Raw genomic sequence first — 23,871 nt, 5'->3', positions numbered from 1 at the left:
AGGTCCCGAAGTTGGAGTAAGCCCCCTCTAATTGCCGTGAAGCGCCGCTCAATACAATGGCCCCACCCCGCTTTAATCCCCGGCGCGCGGTTTTCGTCTCACTGTACTGCTCAGCCTTGAAAACAGCGCGCGCGACCATCCTGCGCGATCGTTTCGGCACCGGCCCGGATCGACCGCGCGCGTCGGTCCACCGCATTCGACGGCTGCGAGGCCGACCGCGTTTTGGGCGACGGAAGCACGGCGGCCAGTCGCGCTGCCTGCAATGGGGTCAAATCCCGCGCATCCACCCCAAAGTAATGCACGGCGGCGGCTTGGACACCGAAGACACCCTCGTCGAATTCCGCGACGTTCAGGTACAGTTCCAGAATACGCTGTTTCGACCAAAGCGCCTCTGTCACCGGCGTCAGCACGGCTTCGAGACCCTTGCGCACCCAGGACCGTTCCTGCCAGAGAAACACGTTCTTCACCACTTGCTGCGAAATCGTCGATGCCCCGCGCGCTCCACCCGCCTCGATCGCGGCCTGGATCGCCTCCACGTCGAATCCCCAATGCAGGCAGAAATTGGCGTCCTCCGCCGCAACGGCGGATCGGAACATCACTGGCGCAATTGCCCCGGCATCGACCCAGACCTGGTCCACCGGCGCGCCCAGCCTACGGCCTTCGGACCACATCGTATGCGTTGTCGGAGGATTTACCACGCCGAATACTCCGACCACCAACAGGACCAGCAGGATCAGCGCCAAGACGGTCCGAAGCGTCCATTTCACCAGCCAGCGATAGGGCGCAAGGATACGATCGACAAGCGTCGGCTCTTTCGTCTTGCGCGTCCGCTTCGGCTTGGGCTTGTCCGGCTTCGGCCCCTGCTGCGACGTTGTTTTGGATTTTCCGCCTGTCATCGAAGGCACATTAGGCGCAACCGTCATCCAAGAAAACATCCCACCATCGTTTCGTCGCCTGCCGAAGATAACACCCGAATCCGGTTCAAGCGCGGCATGGACATGGCAAGACCATGAAAAGGTTTACGTTTCGCAAAGATTCCGCGACACCAATCACATGCTGATCCTGATCCTATATTGTGGCTTTTACCTCTTCGGGCTGTTGCTCGCGCTTTTCGTGACCCTGCCCGCCCAAGCGCTCGTCAGCGGCTCTGCAACATCCCTCGCGGCCGGAGTCGCGACACTGACGCTCTGGCTCCTGGCACAGGGGGACTACATCGAAACGTGGATCGCCATCGCCATGATCGGAACGGTCGCCTTACCCGGCGGAATGATCGGGCTCGGTCTCCTCTTCGGCGGCTGTATACGGAGGGCGCGCCACAAGGCTCCGGCGATTGTGCTGGCCGCTGTTGTCCCTTCCGCCCTTACCATCGTCGCGCTGCTTCCCTGAGGCTGACGAAAAAAGCCCGGCGCGTGCACCGGGCTTTCTGGTCCTTCTTCGCTGCGATCTACTCGGCAGGAACGGCCGTTTTCTCGATCCCCAGGGGATGCGGAATCTTGTCCAGCATCTCTTTCGGGCACACCTGCACGAAGTTCCGCAGTTCAAGATCCCAGTGCTGAAGGATGTCCTGCGCCTTGCGGCTCATCGTTTCATCGGCATGCCGTTCGATCAGGCCTTTCAACTGGTTTTCCCAGTGATCGACCGTCACCGAACAGGTCACGAGGCTTTCCATGTTCATCAGCGCCTCGGCCTTGCCTTCGGGATCATAGAGATACGCCATACCGCCAGTCATACCCGCGCCGAAGTTGGCGCCGATATCGCCAAGGATCACGGCAACGCCACCGGTCATGTATTCGCACCCGTTCGATCCACAGCCCTCGACCACGACCTTTGCACCCGAGTTCCGTACGGCAAACCGTTCGCCGGCACGCCCGGCGGCAAAGAGGTAGCCATCGGTCGCACCGTAGAGGACCGTGTTGCCGATGATCGTGTTATCCGCCGCAACCAGCGGAGACATCATCGGCGGACGCACCACGATGGTGCCGCCCGACAGGCCCTTACCGACGTAGTCGTTCGCATCACCCGACACCTCGAGCTTGAGGCCGGGCGCGGCGAATGCCCCCAGCGACTGGCCTGCGGAACCGGTGAGTTTCACCGTCAGGTGGTTCGGCTGAAGCGCGTTGCGCATCCCGAACTTCCGAACGATATGGCTAGAGGTGCGGGTGCCCACGGTCCGGTGCGTGTTCTGCACCGCGTAGGACAGTTGCATCTTCTCACCATCCTCAAGGAAGCGCGCCGCGTCGCGGACGATTTCGGCGTCCAGCGTATCCGGCACCGCGTTGCGCGGGCGGTTGCGGTCGTAAACGATGTCATCCGACCCATCGACCCGGATCAAGAGCGGGTTGAGGTCCAGATCGTCAAGGTGATCCGATCCGCGCGAAACCTGAGACAACAGGTCCGCACGCCCGATCACGTCATCCAGCGACCGCGCCCCGATAGAGGCCAGCACATCCCGCACTTCCTGCGCGTAGAAGGTGATGAGGTTGACGACCTTGTCAGCGTTCCCGGTGAACTTGGCCCGCAGCTCTTCATCCTGCGTACACACACCGACCGGGCAGGTGTTCGACTGGCACTGACGCACCATGATGCAGCCCATCGCGATCAGCGCGGCGGTGCCGATACCGTACTCTTCGGCACCAAGCATCGCCGCCATGACGATGTCACGTCCGGTGCGCAGACCACCATCGGTGCGCAGGGTCACGCGATCCCGCAGCTTGTTCATCGACAGAACCTGATGCGCCTCGGTCAGGCCCATTTCCCACGGCAGACCGGCATACTTGATGCTGGTCGCGGGCGACGCACCCGTGCCGCCGTTGTGGCCGGAAATCAGGATCACATCCGCCTTGGCCTTGGCCACACCGGCGGCAATCGTGCCAACGCCACTGGAAGCCACCAGCTTGACCGTCACCTTGCAGCGTGGGTTGATCTGCTTGAGGTCGTAGATCAGCTGCGCGAGGTCTTCGATCGAATAGATGTCGTGGTGCGGCGGCGGAGAGATCAGCGTCACACCCTTGGTCGAATGGCGCAGGCGGGCGATCAGGTCAGTGACCTTCATTCCCGGAAGCTGGCCACCCTCACCGGGCTTGGCCCCTTGTGCCACCTTGATCTCGAGCTCTTCACACTGGTTCAGGTACTCGGCGGTCACACCAAAACGGCCCGACGCCACCTGCTTGATCTTGGCAGACGGGTTGTCGCCGTTCGGCTCCGGCACGAAATGCGCCGGATCTTCGCCGCCCTCGCCGCTGTCGGACTTTGCGCCGATCCGGTTCATCGCCACGTTCAGCGTCTTGTGCGCCTCGGGCGACAGCGCGCCCAGCGACATTCCCGGCGTCACGAACCGCTTGCGGATGCTGGTGATGCTCTCCACCTGCTCCAGCGGGATCGGTTCGCCCAAAGGCTTGATCGCCAAGAGGTCGCGCAGATGGATCGGCGGGTTCGCCTGCATCGCCTTGGAATAGGTTTTCCAGATCTCGTAGGAGGCCTTGTTACACGCCATCTGCATGAGGTGCATGGTCTGCGCACCCCAAGCATGGGTCTCACCGGTTTTGCGGGCTTTGTAGAAGCCGCCGATGGGCAGAACATCCTGACCGCCCCGGAAGCCCAGCGCATGGATCTCTTCGGCCTTGCGCTGCAAGCCGTTCAGGCCGATGCCGGAAATGCGGCTGAGCATACCGGGGAAGTATTCCGCACACATGGCGCGGCTCAGGCCGACAGCCTCAAAGTTGAGACCGCCGCGATAAGACGAGATGACCGAGATGCCCATCTTCGACATGATCTTGAGCAAGCCCTGATCGACCGCTTCACGGTACTTGGCCACCGCTTCGGTCAGCGTGAGGTCCAAGAGACCCCGCTTGATCCGGTCGTTGAGAGAATCCTCGGCCAGATAGGCGTTCACAACGGTCGCGCCCGCGCCGATCAGAACGGCGAAGTAGTGCGGGTCGATACATTCCGCCGACCGAACGTTCAGCGAACAGAAGGTGCGCAGCCCCTTGCGTGTCAGATGGCTGTGCACCGCGCTGGTGGCAAGGATCATCGGCATCGCAACCTTGTCGCCGCCACAATGCTCGTCCGTGAGGATGATATGTCCCGCACCCGAGCGCACGGCATCTTCGGCTTCGGAACGAATCCGCTCCAAGGCCACCTGCAACGCGCCATGTTCACCAGTTGCCGGGAAGGTACAGTCGATCTCGCACAGGCCCGCATTGAAGTGATTGGCCAGTTCCTTGAACTGCGCGTTCCCGACGAACGGGCTGTCCAGCACGAGGATTTCGGTCTGCGCGCTCGACTCGTCCAATACGTTCTTGAGGTTCCCAAACCGTGTCTTGAGGCTCATCACCCGGAATTCACGCAAGCTGTCGATCGGCGGGTTGGTCACCTGGCTGAAGTTCTGGCGGAAGTAATGCGACAACGGGCGGTACTTCTTGGACAGCACCGCAGACGGGGTGTCGTCTCCCATCGACGCGATTGTTTCCTTGCCGTCCTCCGCCATCGGCGCGAGGATTTGTTCCAGCTCTTCGATGGTGTAACCGGCCGCGATCTGGCGACGGCGCAGCTCCGCGCCCTCGAACATCGCGGTTTCGGTCACCTTGGCGAGGTCTTCGTCCAATTCATTGATCTTGCCGACCCATTCACCGAAAGGCTGGCTTGCGGCCAGACGATCCTTGATCTCGGTGTCGTGGTACAGCTTGCCCTCTTTCATATCGACGGCCAGCAACTGCCCCGGACCAAGCGCGCCCTTTTCGCGCACGGTGCCTTCGTCGATCGGCACCATGCCTGCCTCAGACCCTGCGATCAGCATCCCATCCCCGGTCACGACATAGCGCATCGGACGCAGGCCGTTGCGGTCCAACCCGGCGCAGACCCAACGGCCATCGGTCATGGCAAGGGCGGCAGGGCCGTCCCACGGCTCCATTACCGAGTTGCAGTAGGAATACATATCACGCCACGCCTCGGGCAGTTCGATGGCCTGCTTGGACCACGATTCAGGGATCAGCATGGTCTTGGCCATCGGCGCATTGCGCCCGGCGCGCACGAGCACTTCGAACACCGCATCCAAAGCCGCCGAATCCGACGCGCCATTGGCGATGATCGGCTTGATATCCTCGGCCATGTCACCGAACGCGCCCGACGCCATGCGGATCTCGTGGCTCTTCATCCAGTTGACGTTGCCCTTGAGCGTGTTGATCTCACCGTTATGCGCGAGCATGCGGAACGGCTGTGCCAGCCACCACTGCGGGAAGGTGTTGGTGGAATAGCGCTGGTGGTAGATCGCGAAGGCGCTCTCGAACCGCTTGTCCTGAAGATCGGGATAGAACTCCGCCACCTGCTCGGCGAGCATCATCCCCTTGTAGATGATCGACCGGCAGGACAGCGACGCGATGTAAAGCTGGCCGACACCCGCCGCGGCAGCCGCTTTCTCGATCCGGCGGCGAATGACGTACAGCTCGCGTTCGAAGGTTTCCTCGTCCACGCCCTTGGAGTTCGAGATGATGATCTGCTCGATCTCAGGACGGGTCGCGTTGGCCTTTTCACCAAGACAATCGACATTCACCGGAACGTGCCGCCAGCCATAGATGGAATAGCCCATCCGCAGCACCTCGGTTTCCACGATCGTGCGGCAGATCTCCTGCGCCCCGAAATCCGTACGCGGCAGGAACACCTGGCCAATGGCCATCAACTCGTTCATGCGCGGCGTGTGCCCGGTGCGTTCGATCTGATCGTAGAAGAACGATACGGGGATCTGAACGTGAATACCCGCGCCATCGCCGGTCATTCCGTCGGCATCGACAGCCCCCCGGTGCCAGATCGCCTTGAGCGCATCGATCCCGGCCTCGACCACCTTTCGCGACGGTTTGCCATCAAGGCTGACTACGAGGCCAACACCACAGGACGAATGTTCGTCCTCTTCGGAATAGAGACCGTTTTCGGCCATCCACTTGCGCTTGGCTTCCTCTCCGGCAACCCAATCTGCGTCATACTTGGTCATGGCGTGTCTCCTTCGACAAAGAGGTTTTTCGCTTCGTATTCGTCGCGCGTGGCACGTTTGTGATCGCCCGCAAGCGACACATAGGCTGGCGCGTGGTCAGCGTAGATTTCAGAGATCAGCGGAAACTCCGCCGCATCCGGGAAAAGCCCCGGCATGAATTCGTAATCGTCCTCGGGCTGCGTGTTCCGCATCCAGAGATGGCTGCCGCAGGTCGCACAGAACGCGCGTTCGGCAAATTCCGACGACGCGTGGCGGGTCACTGGCCCGGTGATCGTCACCGCCTCGGCCGAGGCGGCAAAGCAGCCGAACACGACCCCGTTCCAGCGCTGGCACATGCCGCAATGGCAGACGCCCACGGCGGCCACGTAATCGCCGTCGATCGTCACGCGGACGGAGCCGCAAAGGCAAGCCCCCTCCAACGTACCCGTCCGACGATACGGGGCGACGAGATCGCTCATTCCGCAGCGACGGCGCTCGCGCCGTGCAACTGGCGCAGCACCGCATCGGCGCAGTCTCGTCCATCGCGGATCGCCCAGACGACAAGCGAAGCACCCCGAACGATGTCACCCACGGCATAGACGCCCGGAAGCGCGGTGGCGCCTGTTGTGAACTCGGCCTTGATGGTACCCCAGCGCGTGACCTCAAGCTCGGGCACACCCCAAAGCGTCGGCAGTGCTTCCGGCTCGAACCCCAGCGCCTTGATCACCAAATCGGCGGGTTCGACATAGTCGGACCCCTCGATCACTTCGGGCATCTGGCGACCGGTTGCATCTGGCAAGCCCAGACGCATGCGTTCGACGATCACGCCGTCCACAGGATCGCCGGTAAAGCCCTTCGGCGCGGTCAACCATTCGAACTGCACGCCTTCTTCCTCCGCATTCTGCACCTCGCGCTGCGAGCCGGGCATGTTGGCGCGGTCGCGGCGATACAGGCATTTCACCGATGTCGCCCCTTGGCGGATCGCAGTGCGCACGCAATCCATCGCGGTGTCGCCCCCGCCGATCACGACAACCTTCTTGCCTTCGGCGTTCAGCTTTCCGCTGTCGAACTCGGCCACGTCATCACCAAAGCTCTTGCGGTTGGACACGGTCAAAAAGTCCAGCGCCTTGACGATCCCATCGGCACCCGACCCCGGACCCGCCAGATCGCGCGATTTGTAGACACCCGTCGCGATGATCACCGCGTCATGTTGTTCGCGGATCTCCTCGAAACTCATGTCCTCGCCGATGTTGCAGTTCAGGACAAAGCGCACACCGCCTTGTTCAAGCTGCTCGTTGCGACGCATCACAACCGGCTTTTCAAGCTTGAAGCCCGGAATGCCATAGGTCAGCAACCCGCCAGCGCGGTCATAGCGGTCGTACACGGTCACTTGCACACCCTGTCGGCGCAGCACGTCCGCTGCCGCCAGTCCTCCGGGACCGGCGCCGATGATGGCAACGCTTTCCTTCCGTTCATGCGCAGGCTTGATCGGCTGGACCCAGCCTTCTTCCCAGGCGGTGTCGGTGATGTATTTCTCGACCGCGCCGATGGTGACAGTGCCGTGACCGGACTGTTCGATGACACAATTGCCCTCGCAAAGACGGTCTTGCGGGCAGATGCGGCCGCAGATCTCTGGAAACGTGTTTGTCGCTTGGCTAATCTCGTATGCCTCCTGCAATCTGCCTTCGGCGGTCAGACGCAGCCAATCGGGGATGTTGTTGTGCAGCGGGCAATGCGACTGACAATACGGCACGCCGCATTGCGAACACCGGCTCGCCTGTTCCTTGGCTTTCGCATCGGCATATTCGGCATAGATCTCATGGAAGTCCTCGCGCCGCTGTTCAGCCTCACGCTTCGTGGGCATGTCGCGTGCAACCTGCACGAATTTCAACATCGGCTGTTTCGCCATGACTCACGTCCTTCCCTGCAACTGGTCGCGTCTGATTATAGAAGACTGACTGGAAAGAAAAGTCAGTCATACTGACCTTTTTTACGATTTTTCAGACCTCGACCTCAGCGATCGCGCTGCGATGCAGCTAAAATAGGTCCGAAACGGACTTAAATTATCGCTTCCTATTGGTTTTTAACACTTTATACCCGACGCATCCTACGACTTCGGACAGTTCCTCATGACCCTGACCCATCTGCTGATCCTCGCATTGATTCAGGGTGTTACGGAATTTCTTCCGGTTTCGTCGTCAGGCCACCTGATTCTTCTCCCGAATCTGACCGGGATGACCGATCAGGGTCAGGCGCTCGATGTCGCTGTTCATGTTGGCACGCTGTTTGCGGTTATACTGTATTTCTGGTCCGACGTTAAGGTTGTCACCTTGGGGCTGGGCCGATTGGCGAAGGGTCGCGTAGACACGCAAGGCGCGTTCTGGGCGCTCTGCCTGCTTGTCGCAACAGTGCCCGTGGTCCTTCTTGGCCTCGCCCTGAAACTGTCGGGCTATAACGACATGCTCCGCTCCACCGCTGTGATCGGTTGGATGATGCTCATTTTCGGTGTTGTTCTTTACTGGGCGGACCAGACCGGCCCCGAGGTTAAACGCACGGCGAACTGGAGCCTGAAAGACGCGGTGATCATGGGCCTGTGGCAGGCGCTTGCCCTGATCCCGGGCACCTCGCGCTCGGGCATCACGATCACGGCCGCTCGGCAACTCGGCTACGACCGTGAAAGCGCCGCGCGTCTGGCGATGCTCATGTCGATCCCGACGATCATCGCCTCTGGCGCATTCCTGACGGTCGAGGTTGCCCAGGAAGCGCATATGGCGCTGTTCCGCGATGCCGCCATCGCCGCGGTCTTCGCCTTCGTCGCAGCCTTGGCCGCGCTGAAACTGATGTTTGCTTTGCTGAAATCCGTCAGTTTCACACCCTACGTGATCTACCGCGTGATCCTCGGTGTGATCCTGCTCATCATCGCCTACACCTGACCGATCGTCAGTCGCGGTGGTAGGGCGTTCCGGCGACGATCGACGCGGCGCGGTACAATTGTTCGGCAATCATCACCCGCACCAGTTTGTGCGGCCAGACCATCTTGCCAAAGGACAACAGCATATCCGCATCCGCACGCAGCGACGGATCGATTCCGTCCGCCCCTCCGATGACGAAGGTCACGTCGGACCGCCCCTGATCGGCCCATCCCTGCAATTTTCTGGCAAAATCCGGCGAGGACATCAAAAACCCGCGCTCATCCAGACAGACGACCAAGGAACCGGCCGGGATGGAGGCCCGCAACAGCGCCGCCTCCGCTGCCATCCCGCCGTTCTTCTTGTCTTCGACCTCGGTCTCGCCCTCGAAGCGCCACCCAAGACCGCGCCCGGTCTGTCCGAACCGGGTCAGATAATCATCGACCAGCGCGCGTTCCTCCGAGCGGCCCGCAAGCCGCCCGACGGCGCGAAGATGCACCCGCATCCTAGTTGGTCAGGGCCGCCCCTGCCGGGAGCCACATCTTTTCCAACTGGTAGAATTCGCGCACTTCCGGCCGGAAGATGTGTACAATCACATCTCCCGTATCGATCAGCACCCAATCGCCGGTTTCCTTGCCCTCGACCTTGGACAGGATTCCGCGTTCGGATTTGAGCATCTCCAGCAGCTTGTCCGCCAGAGCCGCCACCTGACGGGTCGACCGACCCGAGCAGACAACCATGTAGTCGCCGATAGAGGACTTTCCGCGCAGGTCGATCTGCACGATGTCTTCGGCTTTGTTGTCGTTGAGTTCAGAAAGAATCGCCGCGAGCGTCGCTTCGCTGGCTGATCCGGTTTCGGGCGTACCGGTCATCGGCAGACCCCCGTCAGCGGCATGTGCCACATCCGATTGAAAAGACAGGACATCGTCCTCCTTGATAGACGCGCCGTTCCGCCCCGACGCTGGGTAGCATCAAAATAACATCGCATAGGTGAATTCTCAATGACCCGGGGAAAAATTGGCGATCATGCGCCATAGGGAACCCAGACAGTCTTGGTTTCCGTCGCTGCATCAAGGAAGCTCCGCCCCTCGCCCTCGGGGCCCATCCAATCGCGTGTATGGCCATTGTTGACCCATGTCCGCTTGAGATTGAGCGTGGCCCCCCTCTCGATCTCTGCCGAGAGATCCGAGGACGAGAACGACCAGACCGCCTCCACATCCATGTGCTGCGCCAGCGTCGGCGCCAGCTCCGCGTGCCGACCGGTGAGGATATTGACCACTCCGCCCGGCACGTCCGAGGTGTCCAGCACCTGATAGAAATCCGTCGCGGCCAGCGGGAAGGGTTCGGACGCCACAAGCACCACCCGGTTACCCATGGCGATGGCGGGGGCCATCACCGACACCAGCCCCAGAAGTGGCACATCGTCCGGGCAAATCGCCCCGATCACACCACAAGGCTCGCGCATGGCAAGCGCCACACCCCGCAATGGCACTTGCGCCACACGCCCGTCGAACTTGTCGGCCCAGGCGGCATAAGTGAATAGGCGGTTCACCGACACATCCAACTCTTTGGCCCCCGTGCGCGCGCCCGTCATCTGGTTGATCCGGGTGGCAAACTCGTCTTTCCGGGCCGCGAGGTTCTCGGCGATGTAGTAAAGGATTTGCGCCCGAAGATGCGCCGTTGTCCCGGCCCAGCCCTTGGCACTCTGCGCCGCCTCGACCGCGTTGCGCACGTCCTTGCGGTTGGCCAAGGGGGCTTGCCCGATCAGCTTGCCCGACTTGGTGAACACCTCGTAGGCATAGCCCCCGTCAGGCCGCACCTGCTTACCACCGACATAGAGCTTCGCCGTCCGGTCCACCGCCTGCGGTTCCGCATCCGGCCCGCTGCCGAAGCCCTCGATCTTCCCCAGCGTCTTGCCGGTGCCAGAGGGCCGCGTATAGGCCATCATCCCTTCCGGCCCGCCTTCGCGCCCGAACCCGCTTTCACGGATACCGCCAAAAGGAGCGGCAGCATCGAACATATTGGTGCCGTTCACCCAGACCACCCCCGCCGCCAACTTCGGCGCGATGTCCAAAGCGACATTGATGTTCTCGCTCCACAATGTCGCCGCCAGCCCGTAACGCGTGTTGTTCGCCACCTCGACGGCCTCGGACGGGGTGCGGAAGGTCGTACCAACCAGAACCGGGCCAAAGATCTCTTCCTGCATCAGCGGATCAGCTGTCCCCAGCCCGGTGATCAGGGTCGGCGGATAGAAACAGCCCGTGTCCGGCATCTCGCAAGTCGCGCGATAGGTCTCGCCTGCCGTATTGCCATCGACCAGCCGCGTGATGGTGTCCAACTGCTTGGAATCGACAATCGCGCCTACGTCGATCGATTTGTCCAATGGCGAGCCGACCCGCAGCTTGTCCATCCGCGCCCGCAGCTTGGCATGAAACCGCTCCGCGACACCTTCCTGCACCAAGAGCCGCGACCCGGCACAACAGACCTGCCCTTGGTTGAACCAGATCGCATCGACCAGTCCTTCGACAGCGGAGTCCAGATCCGCATCCTCGAACACGATATAGGGCGACTTGCCGCCCAGTTCCAAAGTCAGCGCCTTTCCGGAACCGGCGGTCGCCGCGCGAATCCGACGCCCGACAGCGGTAGATCCAGTAAAGGCCACCTTGTCCACATCCGGGTGCGTGACGATCATCTCGCCCACCGCCCCGTCGCCGGTCACGATGTTGACCACGCCCTTCGGCAGCCCCGCCTGTCGGCAGATATCTGCAAACAGCAAGGCAGTCAGCGAGGTATATTCCGCGGGCTTCAAAACCAACGTGTTGCCCGCCGCCAAGGCAGGGGCCACCTTCCACGCCAGCATCAAGAGCGGGAAATTCCACGGCACGACCTGCCCGCACACGCCATGCGCGGCGCGTCCCGCATATTCACTGTCGAACAACTGCGCCTGACCGGCGTGATAGTAGAAATGCCGCTGCGCCAATGGCACGTCGATGTCGCGGCTTTCCCGGATCGGCTTGCCGTTGTCCAATGTCTCCAACACCGCGAACAACCGCGCATGTTTCTGCAAAAGCCGAGCGAGCGCGTAGATATACCGCGCGCGCCCCGGCCCGCCGAGCTTGGCCCAGCCCTTCTGCGCCTTGCGCGCCGCTGCCACAGCCGCGTCGACATCCGCTTGGGTGGCTTGCGTCACATGCGCCAGAACCTCGCCCGTCGCCGGATTGCGGCTTTCGAACACATCACCCGGATCGGTCATCGCGCCGCCGATGAAATGCCCGAAGCGATCACCCTGATCGACAAGCCAAGCCAAGGCATCCGCCGCCGATTCCGGCGCGGTCCCATAATCCATCGTTTCGAATTTCTCTCGCACGGTCATGGCTTCTTCTTTTCAAAAATATGCAAACGCGACCTATCCAATGGCATGCCGCCAGGAGGCCGAATAGGCCCCCGTCACATGATGTTCCAACTGCCGTTCGATATCGCCCAGAAGCGACGACGCGCCGAAGCGGAACAGATCGTTCTGTAACCATCGGTCGCCCAGCTCTTCCTTGATCAGCGCCAGGTAAACCAGCGCATCCTTCGCCTTCGAAATCCCACCCGCAGGCTTGTAGCCGACCCGGTATCCCGTCGCCTCGTGGAACTCCCGGATCGCCCGGATCATCACCAGCGACACCGGCAGCGTGGCGTTGACGCTTTCCTTGCCGGTCGAGGTTTTGATGAAATCCGCCCCCGCCATCATGCAGACCAGCGACGCGCGCGCCACGTTCTGTAACGTGCCCAGCTCGCCCGTCGCCAGGATCGCCTTCACATGCGCCTCACCACAGGCCGCGCGAAAGGCGCGCATCTCGTCGTACAGCGCCTGCCAGTTCCCGGTCAGCACATGCCGGCGCGAGATCACGATGTCGATCTCGGCCGCACCCGCCTTCACGCTTTCCTCGATCTCCGCCACACGCAGATGGAACGGCGAAAGACCCGCCGGAAACCCGGTGGACACAGCCGCAACCGGAATCCCCGACCCGTCCAAAGCGGCCACTGCCGCCTCGACCATGTCGTGATACACACAGACCGCACCGACGGTCAGCCCGTCCATGCCAAGCACCTCGAGCAGGTCGGCCCGCACCGGCTGACGCGCCTTGGCACAAAGCCGGTTCACCCGGCCTACCGTGTCGTCCCCCGCCAATGTCGTCAGGTCGATGCAGGTGATCGCCCGGCACAGCCACGCCGCCTGGTGCTCTTTCTTCACCGACCGCCGCCCCGGCAACGTCGCCGCGCGCCGCTCGATCGCCGAGCGGTTCGCGGTCGCGCGCATCACCCAATCGAGGTCCAGCGCCATGCCGGGATTGCGCGGCTCGAGCGTCTGCGGCAAATGCACCCTATCCGTCTGTGTCGTCTGCATGGATCAACTCACTCCTTGAACACGGATGCTGACACGGCCTCCGACCGCGCACAAGCCACGACGCCGCGTAGGATCGCTTTGCTCCTACCGGATCAGGTTCGCAAACCACCGCTTCACGGCATTCTTCTGCGGGCGCAGGATCGGCAGATGCAGGATACGCGGCTTCGGCTGATCCGAATAGATCAGCTCCGATGCCTCGAAGATGCGCTTGTTGTACTGCGGCGGAAAAACGTAGAACCGCAGGTCCGAATTCCACAGGGTTTCGCGAAAGGTCGGCTGGTCGATCTTCATGCCAGCCGCGTCATACGCCGCTTGCCAATCGTCGAAGAAGGCCTCGGTCGCCGCAGTCTTGCGGTACAAGAGCACCCCGCAATTGATCTCGGGAAACGTTTCGGGCACTTCGGTCTGCCACATCCGCCTGTGGCGCGGGCGATGCCACAACATGACATGCGCCCCGCACAGATCGAATTTCCGCAACAGATCGAACAAGGACGACAGATCGGCCCGGATCATGGTGTCATTGTCCAGATACAGCGTCTCGTCATAAGGGCTCAGCTTCAGCGCCCCGACCTTGGGCCGGGTCATCTCGGGCGGAATGACAAAGCTCTGATCGAAGCCGCTGGTGTCGTCATCCGCCGCACACCAGATCGCGCAGGACATCCCCGGATTGTGCGTCTTCACCGACGCCGCCGACCGCCGCGCGACATCCACATGGGCCTTCCCCCACGCCACGTACATGACCCCCCGGGTCCGGGCTCGTTCCGACATGGAAACCGTCTCCTTCTGTCCCAGAACGCCTATCGCCCCGCGCCGCCCAAGTAAATCCGGAGGCGATTTCACTTGACCGCGCACGGACTTGCGAGGATTCCAAATGACAATGACCCAAACTGCCCTCCTCGACCTGCAAACCCGCTCGACAGGCTTCCTGTCCGATATCGCACTGGAGGACAGCCTGATCCCGAACGCCGTTCTGGTCACCGCGCGCTACAACGGCACGGCCTTTTCCCAATCGCTGTTCGCGGCCCTCGACATTCCCTGCCCCGCATCTCTGGACCGCGCCGTCGACAAGCGCCGCGCCGAGTTCCTGGCCGGGCGCGCCATGGCGCAGGCCGCGATGGCGGTCCTCGAACATCCGCCAAGTCCGATCATCCCGCAACCCAATCGCGCGCCTCTTTGGCCCACCGGCCTTGCCGGGTCGATCAGTCACGCGCGGGGCCGCTGCGCCTGCCTGCTGTCGCGCGACACGAGCCACAGCTACGGCGTCGACACCGAGGCGATCGCCCAAGGCCGCAGCCTCAAAGCGATCCTGTCGGAAACCCTGTTCGCGCGCGAAGGTCACACGATCACGCAAGGCCCTCTACCCGCCGCAACCAGCGCCACGCTGGCCTTCTCCGCCAAGGAGGCCCTGTTCAAGGCGCTCTACCCAGGCGTCGGGCGCCATTTCGGCTTCGACGCCGCCGAACTGACCGCCCCGCCAAAGGACGGCATTCTGACCCTGTCCCTGACCACCGATCTCACCGAAGACATCACCAGGGGTCGGCGCTTCGACATCCACTACCGCCTGACCGACACCCATGTGCTGACCTGGCTGTCCGTGCCTTCCGTCTGATCTTCTTCTTTTTCCAAATATGCAAAACCGCCCGTTCCCAAAGGACAGATCGTCCGGCAGGGCGCGAATCATTGATTAAGAACAAAAGAAGAACATAAAAGAAGGGCATGTTCGCCGAGTTGTCGATCACGTCCAACTTCACCTTCCTCACCGGGGCCTCCCACCCCGAGGAATACATGGAGCGTGCCAGCACGCTGGGCCTTGCGGCCATCGCCATCACCGACACCAATACCGTCGCCGGCATCGTCCGCGCCTGGACCGAAGGAAAACAGATCCGGCGCACCCTCAAGGAACGGGCCGAGCAAGAGGCGAAACACGGCCCCATCGGCCCACCCGTTCCCGACCATATCCCCCACCGGCGCGCACAGATCCTCACCCATGTCCCGCGCCTCATCCCCGGGGCAAGGATCGTCACCGATACCGGCTTCACCGCCACTGCGCTGGCCAGCACCCGCACGGGCTGGGCGCAGCTGTGCCGCCTGATCACCAAGGGCCGCACCCGCGCGCCCAAGGGCTGTTGCCACCTCACGCTGGACGACCTTCTGGCCTGCACCGACGGTCTGCACTGGCTCCTGCACCCGCCGACACGGCCGCAAAGCGCGCCCCCCGGCGCGGGCGATTGGCGGACACAGGCGGACCGGCTGTCGCGCCGCTTTCCCGGGGCGACCTATCTCATCCTCAGCCCGCGTTACGACGGGCAGGACCAACACCGCTTCGACCGCCACGCAAGACTCGCATCCGACCTCGGCCTGCCCACCATCGCCTCGGCTATGCCGATCATGCATCACGGCCGCCGCCGCCGCATGGCCGATGTGGTCACCGCCATCCGCGAAGGCTGCCGCGTCGACGAACTGGGCACCCAGGCGCTGGCCAATGGCGAACAACGCCTGCGCTCTGGCCCCGAAATGCGCCGCCTGCTCGGCCCGCACGCGGCTGCCGTGGATCGCGCCGCGCAGCTTGCGCAGGACTGCCATTTCGACCTCGGCCAGCTCCGTTACGAATACCCGAGCGAGATCACGGGCAATGAAACCGCCACCCAAAGGCTCACCCGCCTTGCCTATGAAGGCATGAAATGGCGCTATCCCTTTGGCGCGACGGACAAGGTCAAACGCCTGCTCAAACACGAACTGGCCCTGATCGAAAAGCTGAACTACGAACCCTATTTCCTGACCGTGCGCGACATCGTCGATTTCGCCCGCTCCCGCGGCATCTTGTGTCAAGGGCGCGGGTCTGCGGCGAATTCCGTGGTCTGCTATTGCCTCGGCGTCACCTCGGTCTCTCCCGAGATGGGAACGATGGTCTTCGAACGTTTCGTCTCCGAGGCGCGCGACGAGCCGCCCGACATTGACGTCGATTTCGAACACGAACGCCGTGAAGAGGTGATCCAGCACATCTACGAAAGATACGGCCGCCACCGCGCGGGCCTCTGCGCCACCGTCATCCACTACCGCGGCAAACGCGCCATCCGCGAGGTGGGTGCGGCGATGGGCCTGTCACAGGACACCATCGGCGCGCTCAGCTCGCAACTCTGGGGCTTCTTCTCGACCAACGGGCTCGAAGAACAGCGCATGCGCGAGATCGGTCTCGATCCCAACGATCACCGTCTGCGCCTGACGATGGAGCTGATCTTCGAGATCATCGGCTTCCCCCGTCACCTCAGCCAACACGTCGGCGGTTTCATCATCACCGAAGGTAGACTCGATGAACTCGTGCCCATTGAAAACGCCACGATGGAGGATCGCACCGTCATCTGCTGGGACAAGGACGATATCGACGCGCTGGGCATCCTCAAGGTGGATGTGCTGGCGCTCGGGATGCTCTCCTGCATCCGCAAGGGGTTCGACCTGATGACCCTGCATCACGGCCAGACCTACAGCCTTGCCACCCTGCCCCCCGAAGACCCGGACGTCTACGACATGCTCTGCCGTGCCGATACGATCGGGGTGTTTCAGGTCGAATCCCGCGCGCAGATGAACTTCCTGCCGCGCATGAAACCGCGCACCTTCTACGATCTGGTGATCGAGGTGGCGATCATCCGCCCCGGCCCGATCCAGGGCGACATGGTCCACCCCTATATCCGCCGCCGCAACGGCGAAGAGGAGGTGAGCTTTCCATCCGATGAACTCGGCGCAGTCCTTGGCAAAACCCTCGGCGTGCCACTGTTTCAGGAACAGGCGATGCAGATCGCCATCGTCGGCGCGGGCTTCACCCCCGAACAGGCCGACCGCTTGCGCCGATCGCTTGCCACGTTCAAGAAACACGGGAGCGTCAGCGAATTCCGCACCCTCTTCATGCGCGGCATGCGCAACAACGGCTATGACGAGGATTTCGCCGAACGCTGCTTTTCCCAGATCGAGGGCTTCGGTTCCTACGGCTTCCCCGAAAGCCACGCCGCCAGCTTTGCCCTGCTGGTCTATGCCTCCGCCTGGATCAAACACCACCACCCCGGCATCTTCGCCTGCGCGCTGCTGAACTCCCAGCCGATGGGCTTTTACGCCCCCGCCCAGATCGTCCGCGACGCCCGCGAACATGGTGTGACCGTCCTGCCCGTCTGCATCAATGCCAGCTTCTGGGACAATGTCATGGAACCCGACGCCAAGGGCGGCCTCGCCCTGCGTCTGGGGTTCCGTCAGATCAAGGGCCTGAACGAGGAAGACGCGTCTTGGATCGCCGCCGGGCGCGGCAACGGCTACCAGAGCGTCGGCGACCTCTGGCGCCGCGCCGGGCTGGACCCCGCGACCATCGCCCGTCTGGCCGAAGCGGACGTGTTCCGCGACATCGGCCTCACCCGCCGCGACGCCCTGTGGGAAGCCAAGGCGCTCACCACCCGCAAGACCCTGCCGCTCTTCGACGGTGATATGGATGGCGAAGGCATCGTCGAACCTGCAGCCCTCTTGCCGCAGATGACCGAAGGCGAACAGGTGGTCGAGGATTACGTCGCCATGCGCCTGACCCTGCGCCGCCACCCGGTGGCGCTGCTCCGCCACATCCTGACGCCGGAGCCGAACCGTACGGTGGCACCGTACGTTTCAGGGGGCCAACCGTACAAACCGCCCATGCCGCTCCCCGTCACACGCGGGGCGCCGGATTGACCGGGAACGCCCCATTGAACTGCCGCAATCCCTCACTCGTGAAGGACACGATCCGCGTATCCCGCACCCGGTAGGTCCAACCCATCATCTCGAACCGCTTGAGCAGCGCCCGCCCCAACGACCCCGCCAGATGCGGCCGCCGCGCGCTCCAGTCCAGACAGGTCCGGCAGACGGGTGCGCGGGATTTTACCAAATGGTCAAAATCCACGCCGAGATCGCGCACAAAGCTCACTCCCGCCTCGGTCAGGCGCGGCACGTCTCCCTCCAACACCATGAAATCCCGCGCGAAAAGACTGTCGTAAAGCTGTATGCCCCGCGTCCCGGCCAGATGGTTGTAACACACCCGCGCCTCGCGCAATTGCGCATCCTTCGGCCCGGTCCGGGTTCGCAAATGCCCCTGTCCAGCCGCAAACCCCATCAAAGCCTCCAGCACCTGCGCCACCTCTTCGCCTGCCAGCGCGAAATACTTGTGCCGCCCCTGCCGCGCCTCCCTGACCAGGCCGCCCTCGGACAAACGACCCAGATGCGACGACGCCGTCGACGGCGACACCCCGGCCTCTGCCGCCAACTCACTGGCGGTCAACGCTTTTCCGCTCATCAACGCCGTCAGGATGTTCGCCCGGGCAGGGTCTCCGATCAGCGACGCGATGCGGGCGATGTCAGGTCCGTGTTTCACGGGAACCACCTTACACGCGGAAACGACGCGCACAATTCGATCTGCATCGAAGTGTCCCCGCCACAAACCGTGCCACACAGGGTCGGCAACGAAAGGAAACGACATGCTCACCTGCATCATCCGCTACCGGATCGACCCCACCAAGAAAGCGCAATTCGAAACCTACGCCCGCAACTGGGGTCAGGCGATCCCCCGTTGCGGCGCCAACCTGATCGGCTATTACGCTCCGCATGAAGGATCGAGCACGCTGGCTTACGGCATCTACACCATTGAAAGCCTTGCGGAATACGAAGCCTACCGCTCCCGCCTTGCAGCCGATCCGCTGGGCCGGGAAAACTACGCCTTCGCCCAGAAAGAGAAGTTCCTCTTGCGCGAGGACCGCACCTTCCTGAAACTCTGCTCCACGCCACACGGGAACCCAATATGATTGCCATCATCTTCGAAGTCATGCCGGCCGAGGGCCAGAAAGACGCCTATCTCGACATCGCCGCCGCCATGCGCCCCATGGTGGAGCAAGTCGAAGGCTTCATCTCGGTCGAACGCTTCCAAAGCCTGACCAACCCGGACAAGCTGCTCTCGATCAGTTTCTTCGAGGACGAAGACGCGGTCCTGCGCTGGCGCAAGCTGGCGGCGCATCGCAATGCGCAATCGAAAGGCCGCAATGGCGTCTTCTCGGATTACCGTCTGCGCGTGTGCCACGTCATGCGCGACTACGGCATGTTCGACCGGGATCAGGCGCCCGAGGACAGCGTCAAGGTGCACGGCTGACACCTTCATTGTTCTGCAAATATGCAAACACAACTTTGCAAACTGCACAACGCCGGGAAAACGCGTTGCCTCATCACGGGCAAAAGAAACCAGCATGGGCGCCCGAAGGCGCCCATTCAATCTGTCTAGATCCCGACGTCGATCATCGCCTTGGCAAGAACCGGCACCGAGTCCTTGTTCAGACCGGCAATGTTCAGGCGGGAATCGCCGACAAGATAGATCGCATGTTCTTCACGCAGCTTTTCGACCTGTTCGGGCGTCGCGCCGAGCCGTGAGAACATGCCACGGTGCTGCGCGATGAAGCCGAAGCGGTCGGAGCCGGAGAGCCGCTGCAACTCGGCGGCCAGCTGTTCACGCAGACCCAGCATGCCGTTGCGCATCTCTTCGAGTTCTTTCGACCATTCCGTGCGCAAGGCGTCGTCGGTCAGCACCATCGTCACCAGCCGCGCACCGTGATCGGGCGGGAACGAATAGTTCTGGCGGTTGAGATAGGCCAAGGTGCCCTGGTTCAGCTTGTGCGCCGAAGGATCGGCCGCCACCGCCATCAACAGACCGGTCCGTTCGCGATAGATGCCGAAGTTCTTGGAGCAGCTTGCCGCGATGATCGTTTCGGGCACCGAGGATGCGATCAGACGGGTGCCCGCTGCATCTTCCTCAAGCCCGTCACCGAACCCCTGATAGGCGATATCCACCATCGGCGTGGCACCCGTCTTGATCAGCAGATCGACCAGCGCCTTCCATTCGGTCATGTTCAGATTGGCCCCGGTCGGGTTGTGGCAGCAGCCATGCACGAGAATGATGTCGCCCGGTCCCGCCTGTGCCAGATCCTCCATCATGCCGTTGAAATCAACGCCGCGGCTGTCATCGTCGAAATACCGATAGGGCACCATGGTCATGCCCATGTGCTTGAGAATCGACAGATGGTTCGGCCAGGTCGGATCGCTGACGAAAACGCGCGCCTCGGGGTTGGCCATCCGCACCATGTCAAAACCCTGGCGCACGGCACCGGTCCCGCCGGGTGTCGCCACCGCCGCCACGTTGGCACGCGGCACGGCATCGCCCAGCACCATCGCGATCATCGCATCGGCGAAGGCCGGATCCCCGGCAAGGCCCGTGTATGCCTTGGTGGTTTCGGCCTCCCAAAGTTGACGCTCGGCTTGCTTGATCGCCCGCATGATCGGCGTGTTGCCGGAGGCATCCTTGTAGACACCGACGCCGAGATCGATCTTTCCGTCGCGCGGATCGTCCCGATAGGCTTGCATCAGCGCCAGAATCTTATCGGCGGGTTGTTCCTTGAGAGTCTCGAACATCAGCTGTCTCCAGTGGCCACGGGCACCGTGGGGAACATTCCCCATTCGGACCACGAGCCGTCGTAAAGGGAATGGTCATCTTTGCCCATGCGCGCCATGGCCAGCGACAGGATCGCCGCCGTCACGCCAGAGCCGCATGTGGTGATTGCGGGTTTCGACAGGTCGACGCCCGCCGCCTCGAAGATCGCGCGGGTCTCCTCGGGCGACTTCATGGTCTGATCGTCGTTCAGCAGGCTGGCATAGTGGACGTTTTTCGACCCGGGGATGTGCCCGGCGCGCAGACCGGGGCGGGGTTCGGGCTCTTCCCCCCGGAACCGGCCCGCAGAGCGCGCGTCGATGATTTCCTGATCGCGCAGCTTCGACGCGGCAGAGACCTGGGTCACGTCCTTGACCAGATGCGCCTGACGCCGCACCGTCATGTGCCGGTCGCGCACGATGGGCGGCATGTCTTCCAGATCGCGGCCCTCGGCCACCCATTTGGGCAAACCGCCATCAAGCACGGCGACATCGTTCTGGCCCATCAGCTTGAACAACCACCACACGCGCGCGGCGGAAAACAGGCCGGCGCCGTCATAGACCACGACCTGATGTCCGTCGCCGACCCCCATGGCGCGGAGGCGCGACATGAATTTCTCGATCGGCGGCGCCATGTGGGGCAGGTCAGACCGGCTGTCCGAGATGTCATCGATGTCGAAGAAGCGTGCTCCGGGGATATGGCCTGCGTCATATTCGGCCTTCGCGTCGCGACCGCTGCCGGGCAAGTACATCGACCCGTCGAGAATGCGCAGATCGGGGTCGCGCATATGCGAGGCAAGCCACTCTGTCGAAACCAGCGTTCTCGGATCGTCCTGTGCCATAACTGTCGCCGCTTCTTGAAAAGATCGGTTCTGCATAGAACCCACGGCTCCGACTCGCAAGGGAGTGGTCCTGCGACGCAGGTCGATGCGTCAACGCATCGACGACTTTCCGTGGACGGAAAGACGCGAAGTTCAGCCGGCGTTCTTGAGAAGGCGCTGTTTCTGACGGCTCCAGTCGCGCTTGGCCTCGGTTTCGCGCTTGTCGTGGGTCTTTTTACCCTTGGCGATGCCGATTTTGATCTTCGCGATGCCCTTGTGGTTGAAGTAAAGCACCAGCGGCACAAGCGTCATGCCCTTGCGCTGGGTCTCGTTCCAGAGCTTGGACAGTTCCTTGCGCGACACCAAAAGCTTGCGGCGCCGACGTTCCTCGTGCGGGAACATCGCCCGGTTGTAGGGCGCGATGTAGGAATTCACGAGCCACAATTCGCCATCTTCGACCGCCGCATAGCTTTCGGCGATGTTTGACGTGTTCTCGCGCAACGACTTCACCTCGGACCCTTGCAGGATGATGCCCGCCTCGAGGTCATCCTCGATGGCATAGTCAAACCGCGCGCGGCGGTTTTCGGCGATCACCTTGTAGTTCGGATTGTCCTTCGGCTTTGCCATCGTTGCGGTCTCCTTGGCCCGCGAGAGGGCTAGATATAGGATGTCACAGGAATTTTGAAACCGCTATTCCGCAGCAGCTATAGCAGAAAGGCGGACCGTGTGGCCCGCCTTTCCCGTCTTTTTCCTGTCTGCGCGAGATCAGGTGTACTTCTTGATCTCACCCGACTTGAGGCGCGACCAGTAGCTGTTCAGCTCGCGGCGTACGATGGGCATCAGGACGTAGAGACCGATGATGTTGACCACCGCCATGGCGAAGATCGCCGCATCCGAGAAGTCGATCACCGGACCGAGGTTGGCCGACGCGCCGATGATGACGAAGATGCAGAAAATCGTCTTGAAGGTGATTTCCTTGCCCTTGCCCTCGCCGAACAGGTAGGTCCACGCCTTCAGCCCGTAATAGGACCACGAGATCATCGTGGAGAAGGCGAAGAGGATCACCGCCAGAACGAGGACATACTTGAACCCCGAGATGGAGGACGAGAACGCCGCCGAGGTCAGCGCGACGCCGGAATTGTCACCCACGGTCCGGATCGCCGTGCCTGCCTCGTTGAGGAGGTAGAGACCGGTGTCCGGATCGGACATGAGCTGACCGGTGATGATGATCACCAGCGCGGTCATGGTGCAGACGACGACCGTGTCGATCAAGGGCTCGAGCAGCGATACGAAGCCCTCGGTGATCGGTTCCTTGGTCCGAACCGCCGAGTGCGCGATCGCGGCGGAGCCGACGCCCGCCTCGTTCGAGAACGCGGCGCGACGGAAGCCCTGGATCAATGCACCGACGAAACCGCCTGCGACGCCAAGCCCGGTGAAGGCCCCGGCGAAGATTTGCCCGAACGCCCAGCCGATCATGTCGTAATTCATCAGGATGATGATGAGCGCGGTGCCGACATAAATCACACCCATGATCGGGACGACCTTTTCCGTCACCCGAGCGATGGATTTCAGACCGCCGACGATGACCGCGAAAACGATGCCCGCGAAGATCACGCCAGTGATGAAGCCAGGGTATTCTCCGAACACATTGGTCAACTGCGCGTGGGCCTGGTTGGCCTGGAACATATTGCCGCCGCCCAGCGCCCCGAGGATACAGAAGATCGAGAACATGATCGCGAGGAACCGACCGCCGGGAATACCGCGCTCGGCGAAGCCTTTGGTCAGGTAGTACATCGGACCACCCGACACGGTGCCGTTTTCGTATTCGTTGCGGTATTTCACGCCCAGCGTACATTCGGTGAACTTGGACGCCATTCCCAAAAGACCCGCGAGGATCATCCAGAACGTCGCCCCCGGCCCGCCAATGCTCACAGCAACCGCCACACCGGCGATGTTGCCAAGACCGACGGTCCCCGAAAGCGCGGTGGCGAGTGCCTGAAAGTGGCTGACCTCACCCGCATCGTTGGGATCGGAGTAGTCGCCTTTGACCAGGGCAATTGCGTGCCCGAAGGCGCGGAACTGAATCAGGCCGAAATAGACGGTGAAAACGGTCGCCGCGACGACGAGCCAGCCGACGATCCAGGGAAAAGTTGTGCCGGGAAAGTTGCTGAAGATCAGGTTGACGAACCAGCCCGTTGAACTGGCGAAAAGGCCATTGATGGTTTCGTCAATGGACTGAGCCGAGGCCGATACCGCAGCCAGTACCGTGAAGAAGGCGGCCAGAACCGCCGTTGGAACAAGACGTGTCATCTTTGA

At 62.2% G+C, this 23,871-nt stretch carries 20 protein-coding genes; 6 read left to right on the top strand and 14 right to left on the bottom strand.

Annotated features, from left to right (window positions below):
• Positions 1–110: 110 nt before the first annotated feature.
• Positions 111–896, bottom strand: coding sequence for a monofunctional biosynthetic peptidoglycan transglycosylase (mtgA, locus tag Q1B16_RS09830; protein ID WP_299787279.1), 786 nt, complete (start codon positions 894–896; stop codon positions 111–113).
• Positions 897–1,053: 157 nt separating this feature from the next.
• On the opposite strand from mtgA, the gene Q1B16_RS09825 reads away from it, so the two are divergent.
• Positions 1,054–1,386: a hypothetical protein gene (locus Q1B16_RS09825; RefSeq protein WP_299787276.1), complete on the top strand. Its 333-nt coding sequence runs from the start codon at positions 1,054–1,056 to the stop codon at positions 1,384–1,386.
• Positions 1,387–1,444: 58 nt separating this feature from the next.
• On the opposite strand, the gene gltB is transcribed toward Q1B16_RS09825, so the two are convergent.
• From gltB to Q1B16_RS09810, 3 genes are read right to left on the bottom strand one after another with little or no spacing between them, the layout of a single operon-like run.
• A complete protein-coding gene (gene gltB / locus Q1B16_RS09820) occupies positions 1,445–5,983 on the bottom strand; it encodes a glutamate synthase large subunit (protein WP_299787273.1) in 4,539 nt (1,512 codons plus the stop codon).
• Positions 5,980–6,441 carry a GFA family protein gene (locus tag Q1B16_RS09815; RefSeq protein ID WP_299787270.1) on the bottom strand — a complete coding sequence of 154 codons (462 nt, stop codon included), beginning with the start codon at positions 6,439–6,441 and terminating at the stop codon, positions 5,980–5,982. Before Q1B16_RS09815 ends, gltB begins: the two co-directional genes overlap by 4 nt.
• Positions 6,438–7,871 (bottom strand): NAD(P)-dependent oxidoreductase, encoded by a 1,434-nt coding sequence (locus Q1B16_RS09810; RefSeq protein WP_299787267.1) that lies wholly within the window; start codon positions 7,869–7,871, stop codon positions 6,438–6,440. Before Q1B16_RS09810 ends, Q1B16_RS09815 begins: the two co-directional genes overlap by 4 nt.
• A gap of 220 nt (positions 7,872–8,091) precedes the next feature.
• Between Q1B16_RS09810 and Q1B16_RS09805 the strand changes: the two genes are divergently transcribed.
• Complete coding sequence (locus tag Q1B16_RS09805; protein WP_299787264.1) at positions 8,092–8,895, top strand: undecaprenyl-diphosphate phosphatase; 804 nt, start codon at positions 8,092–8,094, stop codon at positions 8,893–8,895.
• Positions 8,896–8,902: 7 nt separating this feature from the next.
• Here the strand turns inward: Q1B16_RS09805 and rlmH are convergent, their stop codons facing one another.
• The 5 genes from rlmH to Q1B16_RS09780 all read right to left on the bottom strand — a co-directional run bounded on the left by rlmH (position 8,903) and on the right by Q1B16_RS09780 (position 14,032).
• A complete protein-coding gene (rlmH, locus tag Q1B16_RS09800) occupies positions 8,903–9,376 on the bottom strand; it encodes a 23S rRNA (pseudouridine(1915)-N(3))-methyltransferase RlmH (RefSeq protein ID WP_299787260.1) in 474 nt (157 codons plus the stop codon).
• Between the two features lies 1 nt (position 9,377).
• A complete protein-coding gene (gene rsfS / locus Q1B16_RS09795) occupies positions 9,378–9,743 on the bottom strand; it encodes a ribosome silencing factor (protein WP_299787257.1) in 366 nt (121 codons plus the stop codon).
• A gap of 152 nt (positions 9,744–9,895) precedes the next feature.
• Positions 9,896–12,244 carry an aldehyde dehydrogenase family protein gene (locus tag Q1B16_RS09790; protein WP_299787254.1) on the bottom strand — a complete coding sequence of 783 codons (2,349 nt, stop codon included), beginning with the start codon at positions 12,242–12,244 and terminating at the stop codon, positions 9,896–9,898.
• A gap of 33 nt (positions 12,245–12,277) precedes the next feature.
• Positions 12,278–13,264, bottom strand: a complete 987-nt coding sequence (deoC, locus tag Q1B16_RS09785) for a deoxyribose-phosphate aldolase (protein ID WP_299787251.1) — start codon at positions 13,262–13,264, stop codon at positions 12,278–12,280.
• Between the two features lie 84 nt (positions 13,265–13,348).
• A complete protein-coding gene (locus Q1B16_RS09780; protein ID WP_299787248.1) occupies positions 13,349–14,032 on the bottom strand; it encodes a hypothetical protein in 684 nt (227 codons plus the stop codon).
• A 103-nt stretch (positions 14,033–14,135) separates the two neighbouring features.
• Here Q1B16_RS09780 and Q1B16_RS09775 point away from each other — a divergent pair, with 103 nt between their 5' ends.
• Positions 14,136–14,873 carry a 4'-phosphopantetheinyl transferase superfamily protein gene (locus tag Q1B16_RS09775; protein ID WP_299787246.1) on the top strand — a complete coding sequence of 246 codons (738 nt, stop codon included), beginning with the start codon at positions 14,136–14,138 and terminating at the stop codon, positions 14,871–14,873.
• Positions 14,874–14,980: 107 nt separating this feature from the next.
• Positions 14,981–17,965 (top strand): error-prone DNA polymerase, encoded by a 2,985-nt coding sequence (locus Q1B16_RS09770; protein ID WP_299787243.1) that lies wholly within the window; start codon positions 14,981–14,983, stop codon positions 17,963–17,965.
• Here Q1B16_RS09770 and Q1B16_RS09765 read toward each other — a convergent pair.
• Positions 17,943–18,641, bottom strand: coding sequence for a winged helix-turn-helix domain-containing protein (locus tag Q1B16_RS09765; RefSeq protein ID WP_299787240.1), 699 nt, complete (start codon positions 18,639–18,641; stop codon positions 17,943–17,945). The genes Q1B16_RS09770 and Q1B16_RS09765 overlap by 23 nt on opposite strands.
• 103 nt (positions 18,642–18,744) lie before the next feature.
• Here Q1B16_RS09765 and Q1B16_RS09760 point away from each other — a divergent pair, with 103 nt between their 5' ends.
• On the top strand, positions 18,745–19,068 hold the full coding sequence (locus Q1B16_RS09760; RefSeq protein ID WP_299787237.1) for an NIPSNAP family protein: 324 nt from the start codon (positions 18,745–18,747) through the stop codon (positions 19,066–19,068).
• Complete coding sequence (locus Q1B16_RS09755) at positions 19,065–19,409, top strand: antibiotic biosynthesis monooxygenase (protein ID WP_299787234.1); 345 nt, start codon at positions 19,065–19,067, stop codon at positions 19,407–19,409. The genes Q1B16_RS09760 and Q1B16_RS09755 overlap by 4 nt, the downstream gene beginning before the upstream one ends.
• A gap of 125 nt (positions 19,410–19,534) precedes the next feature.
• Here Q1B16_RS09755 and Q1B16_RS09750 read toward each other — a convergent pair whose 3' ends face one another.
• The 4 genes from Q1B16_RS09750 to Q1B16_RS09735 form a co-directional block, all read right to left on the bottom strand.
• Positions 19,535–20,719 carry an amino acid aminotransferase gene (locus Q1B16_RS09750; protein WP_299787231.1) on the bottom strand — a complete coding sequence of 395 codons (1,185 nt, stop codon included), beginning with the start codon at positions 20,717–20,719 and terminating at the stop codon, positions 19,535–19,537.
• On the bottom strand, positions 20,719–21,576 hold the full coding sequence (gene sseA / locus Q1B16_RS09745) for a 3-mercaptopyruvate sulfurtransferase (protein WP_299787228.1): 858 nt from the start codon (positions 21,574–21,576) through the stop codon (positions 20,719–20,721). Before sseA ends, Q1B16_RS09750 begins: the two co-directional genes overlap by 1 nt.
• Before the next feature lie 132 nt (positions 21,577–21,708).
• Complete coding sequence (gene smpB / locus Q1B16_RS09740) at positions 21,709–22,182, bottom strand: SsrA-binding protein SmpB (protein WP_299787225.1); 474 nt, start codon at positions 22,180–22,182, stop codon at positions 21,709–21,711.
• 138 nt (positions 22,183–22,320) lie between these two features.
• Positions 22,321–23,865, bottom strand: a complete 1,545-nt coding sequence (locus tag Q1B16_RS09735) for an alanine/glycine:cation symporter family protein (RefSeq protein WP_299787222.1) — start codon at positions 23,863–23,865, stop codon at positions 22,321–22,323.
• Between the last annotated feature and the right edge of the window lie 6 nt (positions 23,866–23,871).

It is taken from the genome of uncultured Marivita sp., from assembly GCF_947488135.1.
Classification (GTDB): domain Bacteria; phylum Pseudomonadota; class Alphaproteobacteria; order Rhodobacterales; family Rhodobacteraceae; genus Marivita.
Note: the sequence above shows the minus strand (reverse complement) of the source record. Positions and strands in the feature narration are given on the sequence as shown.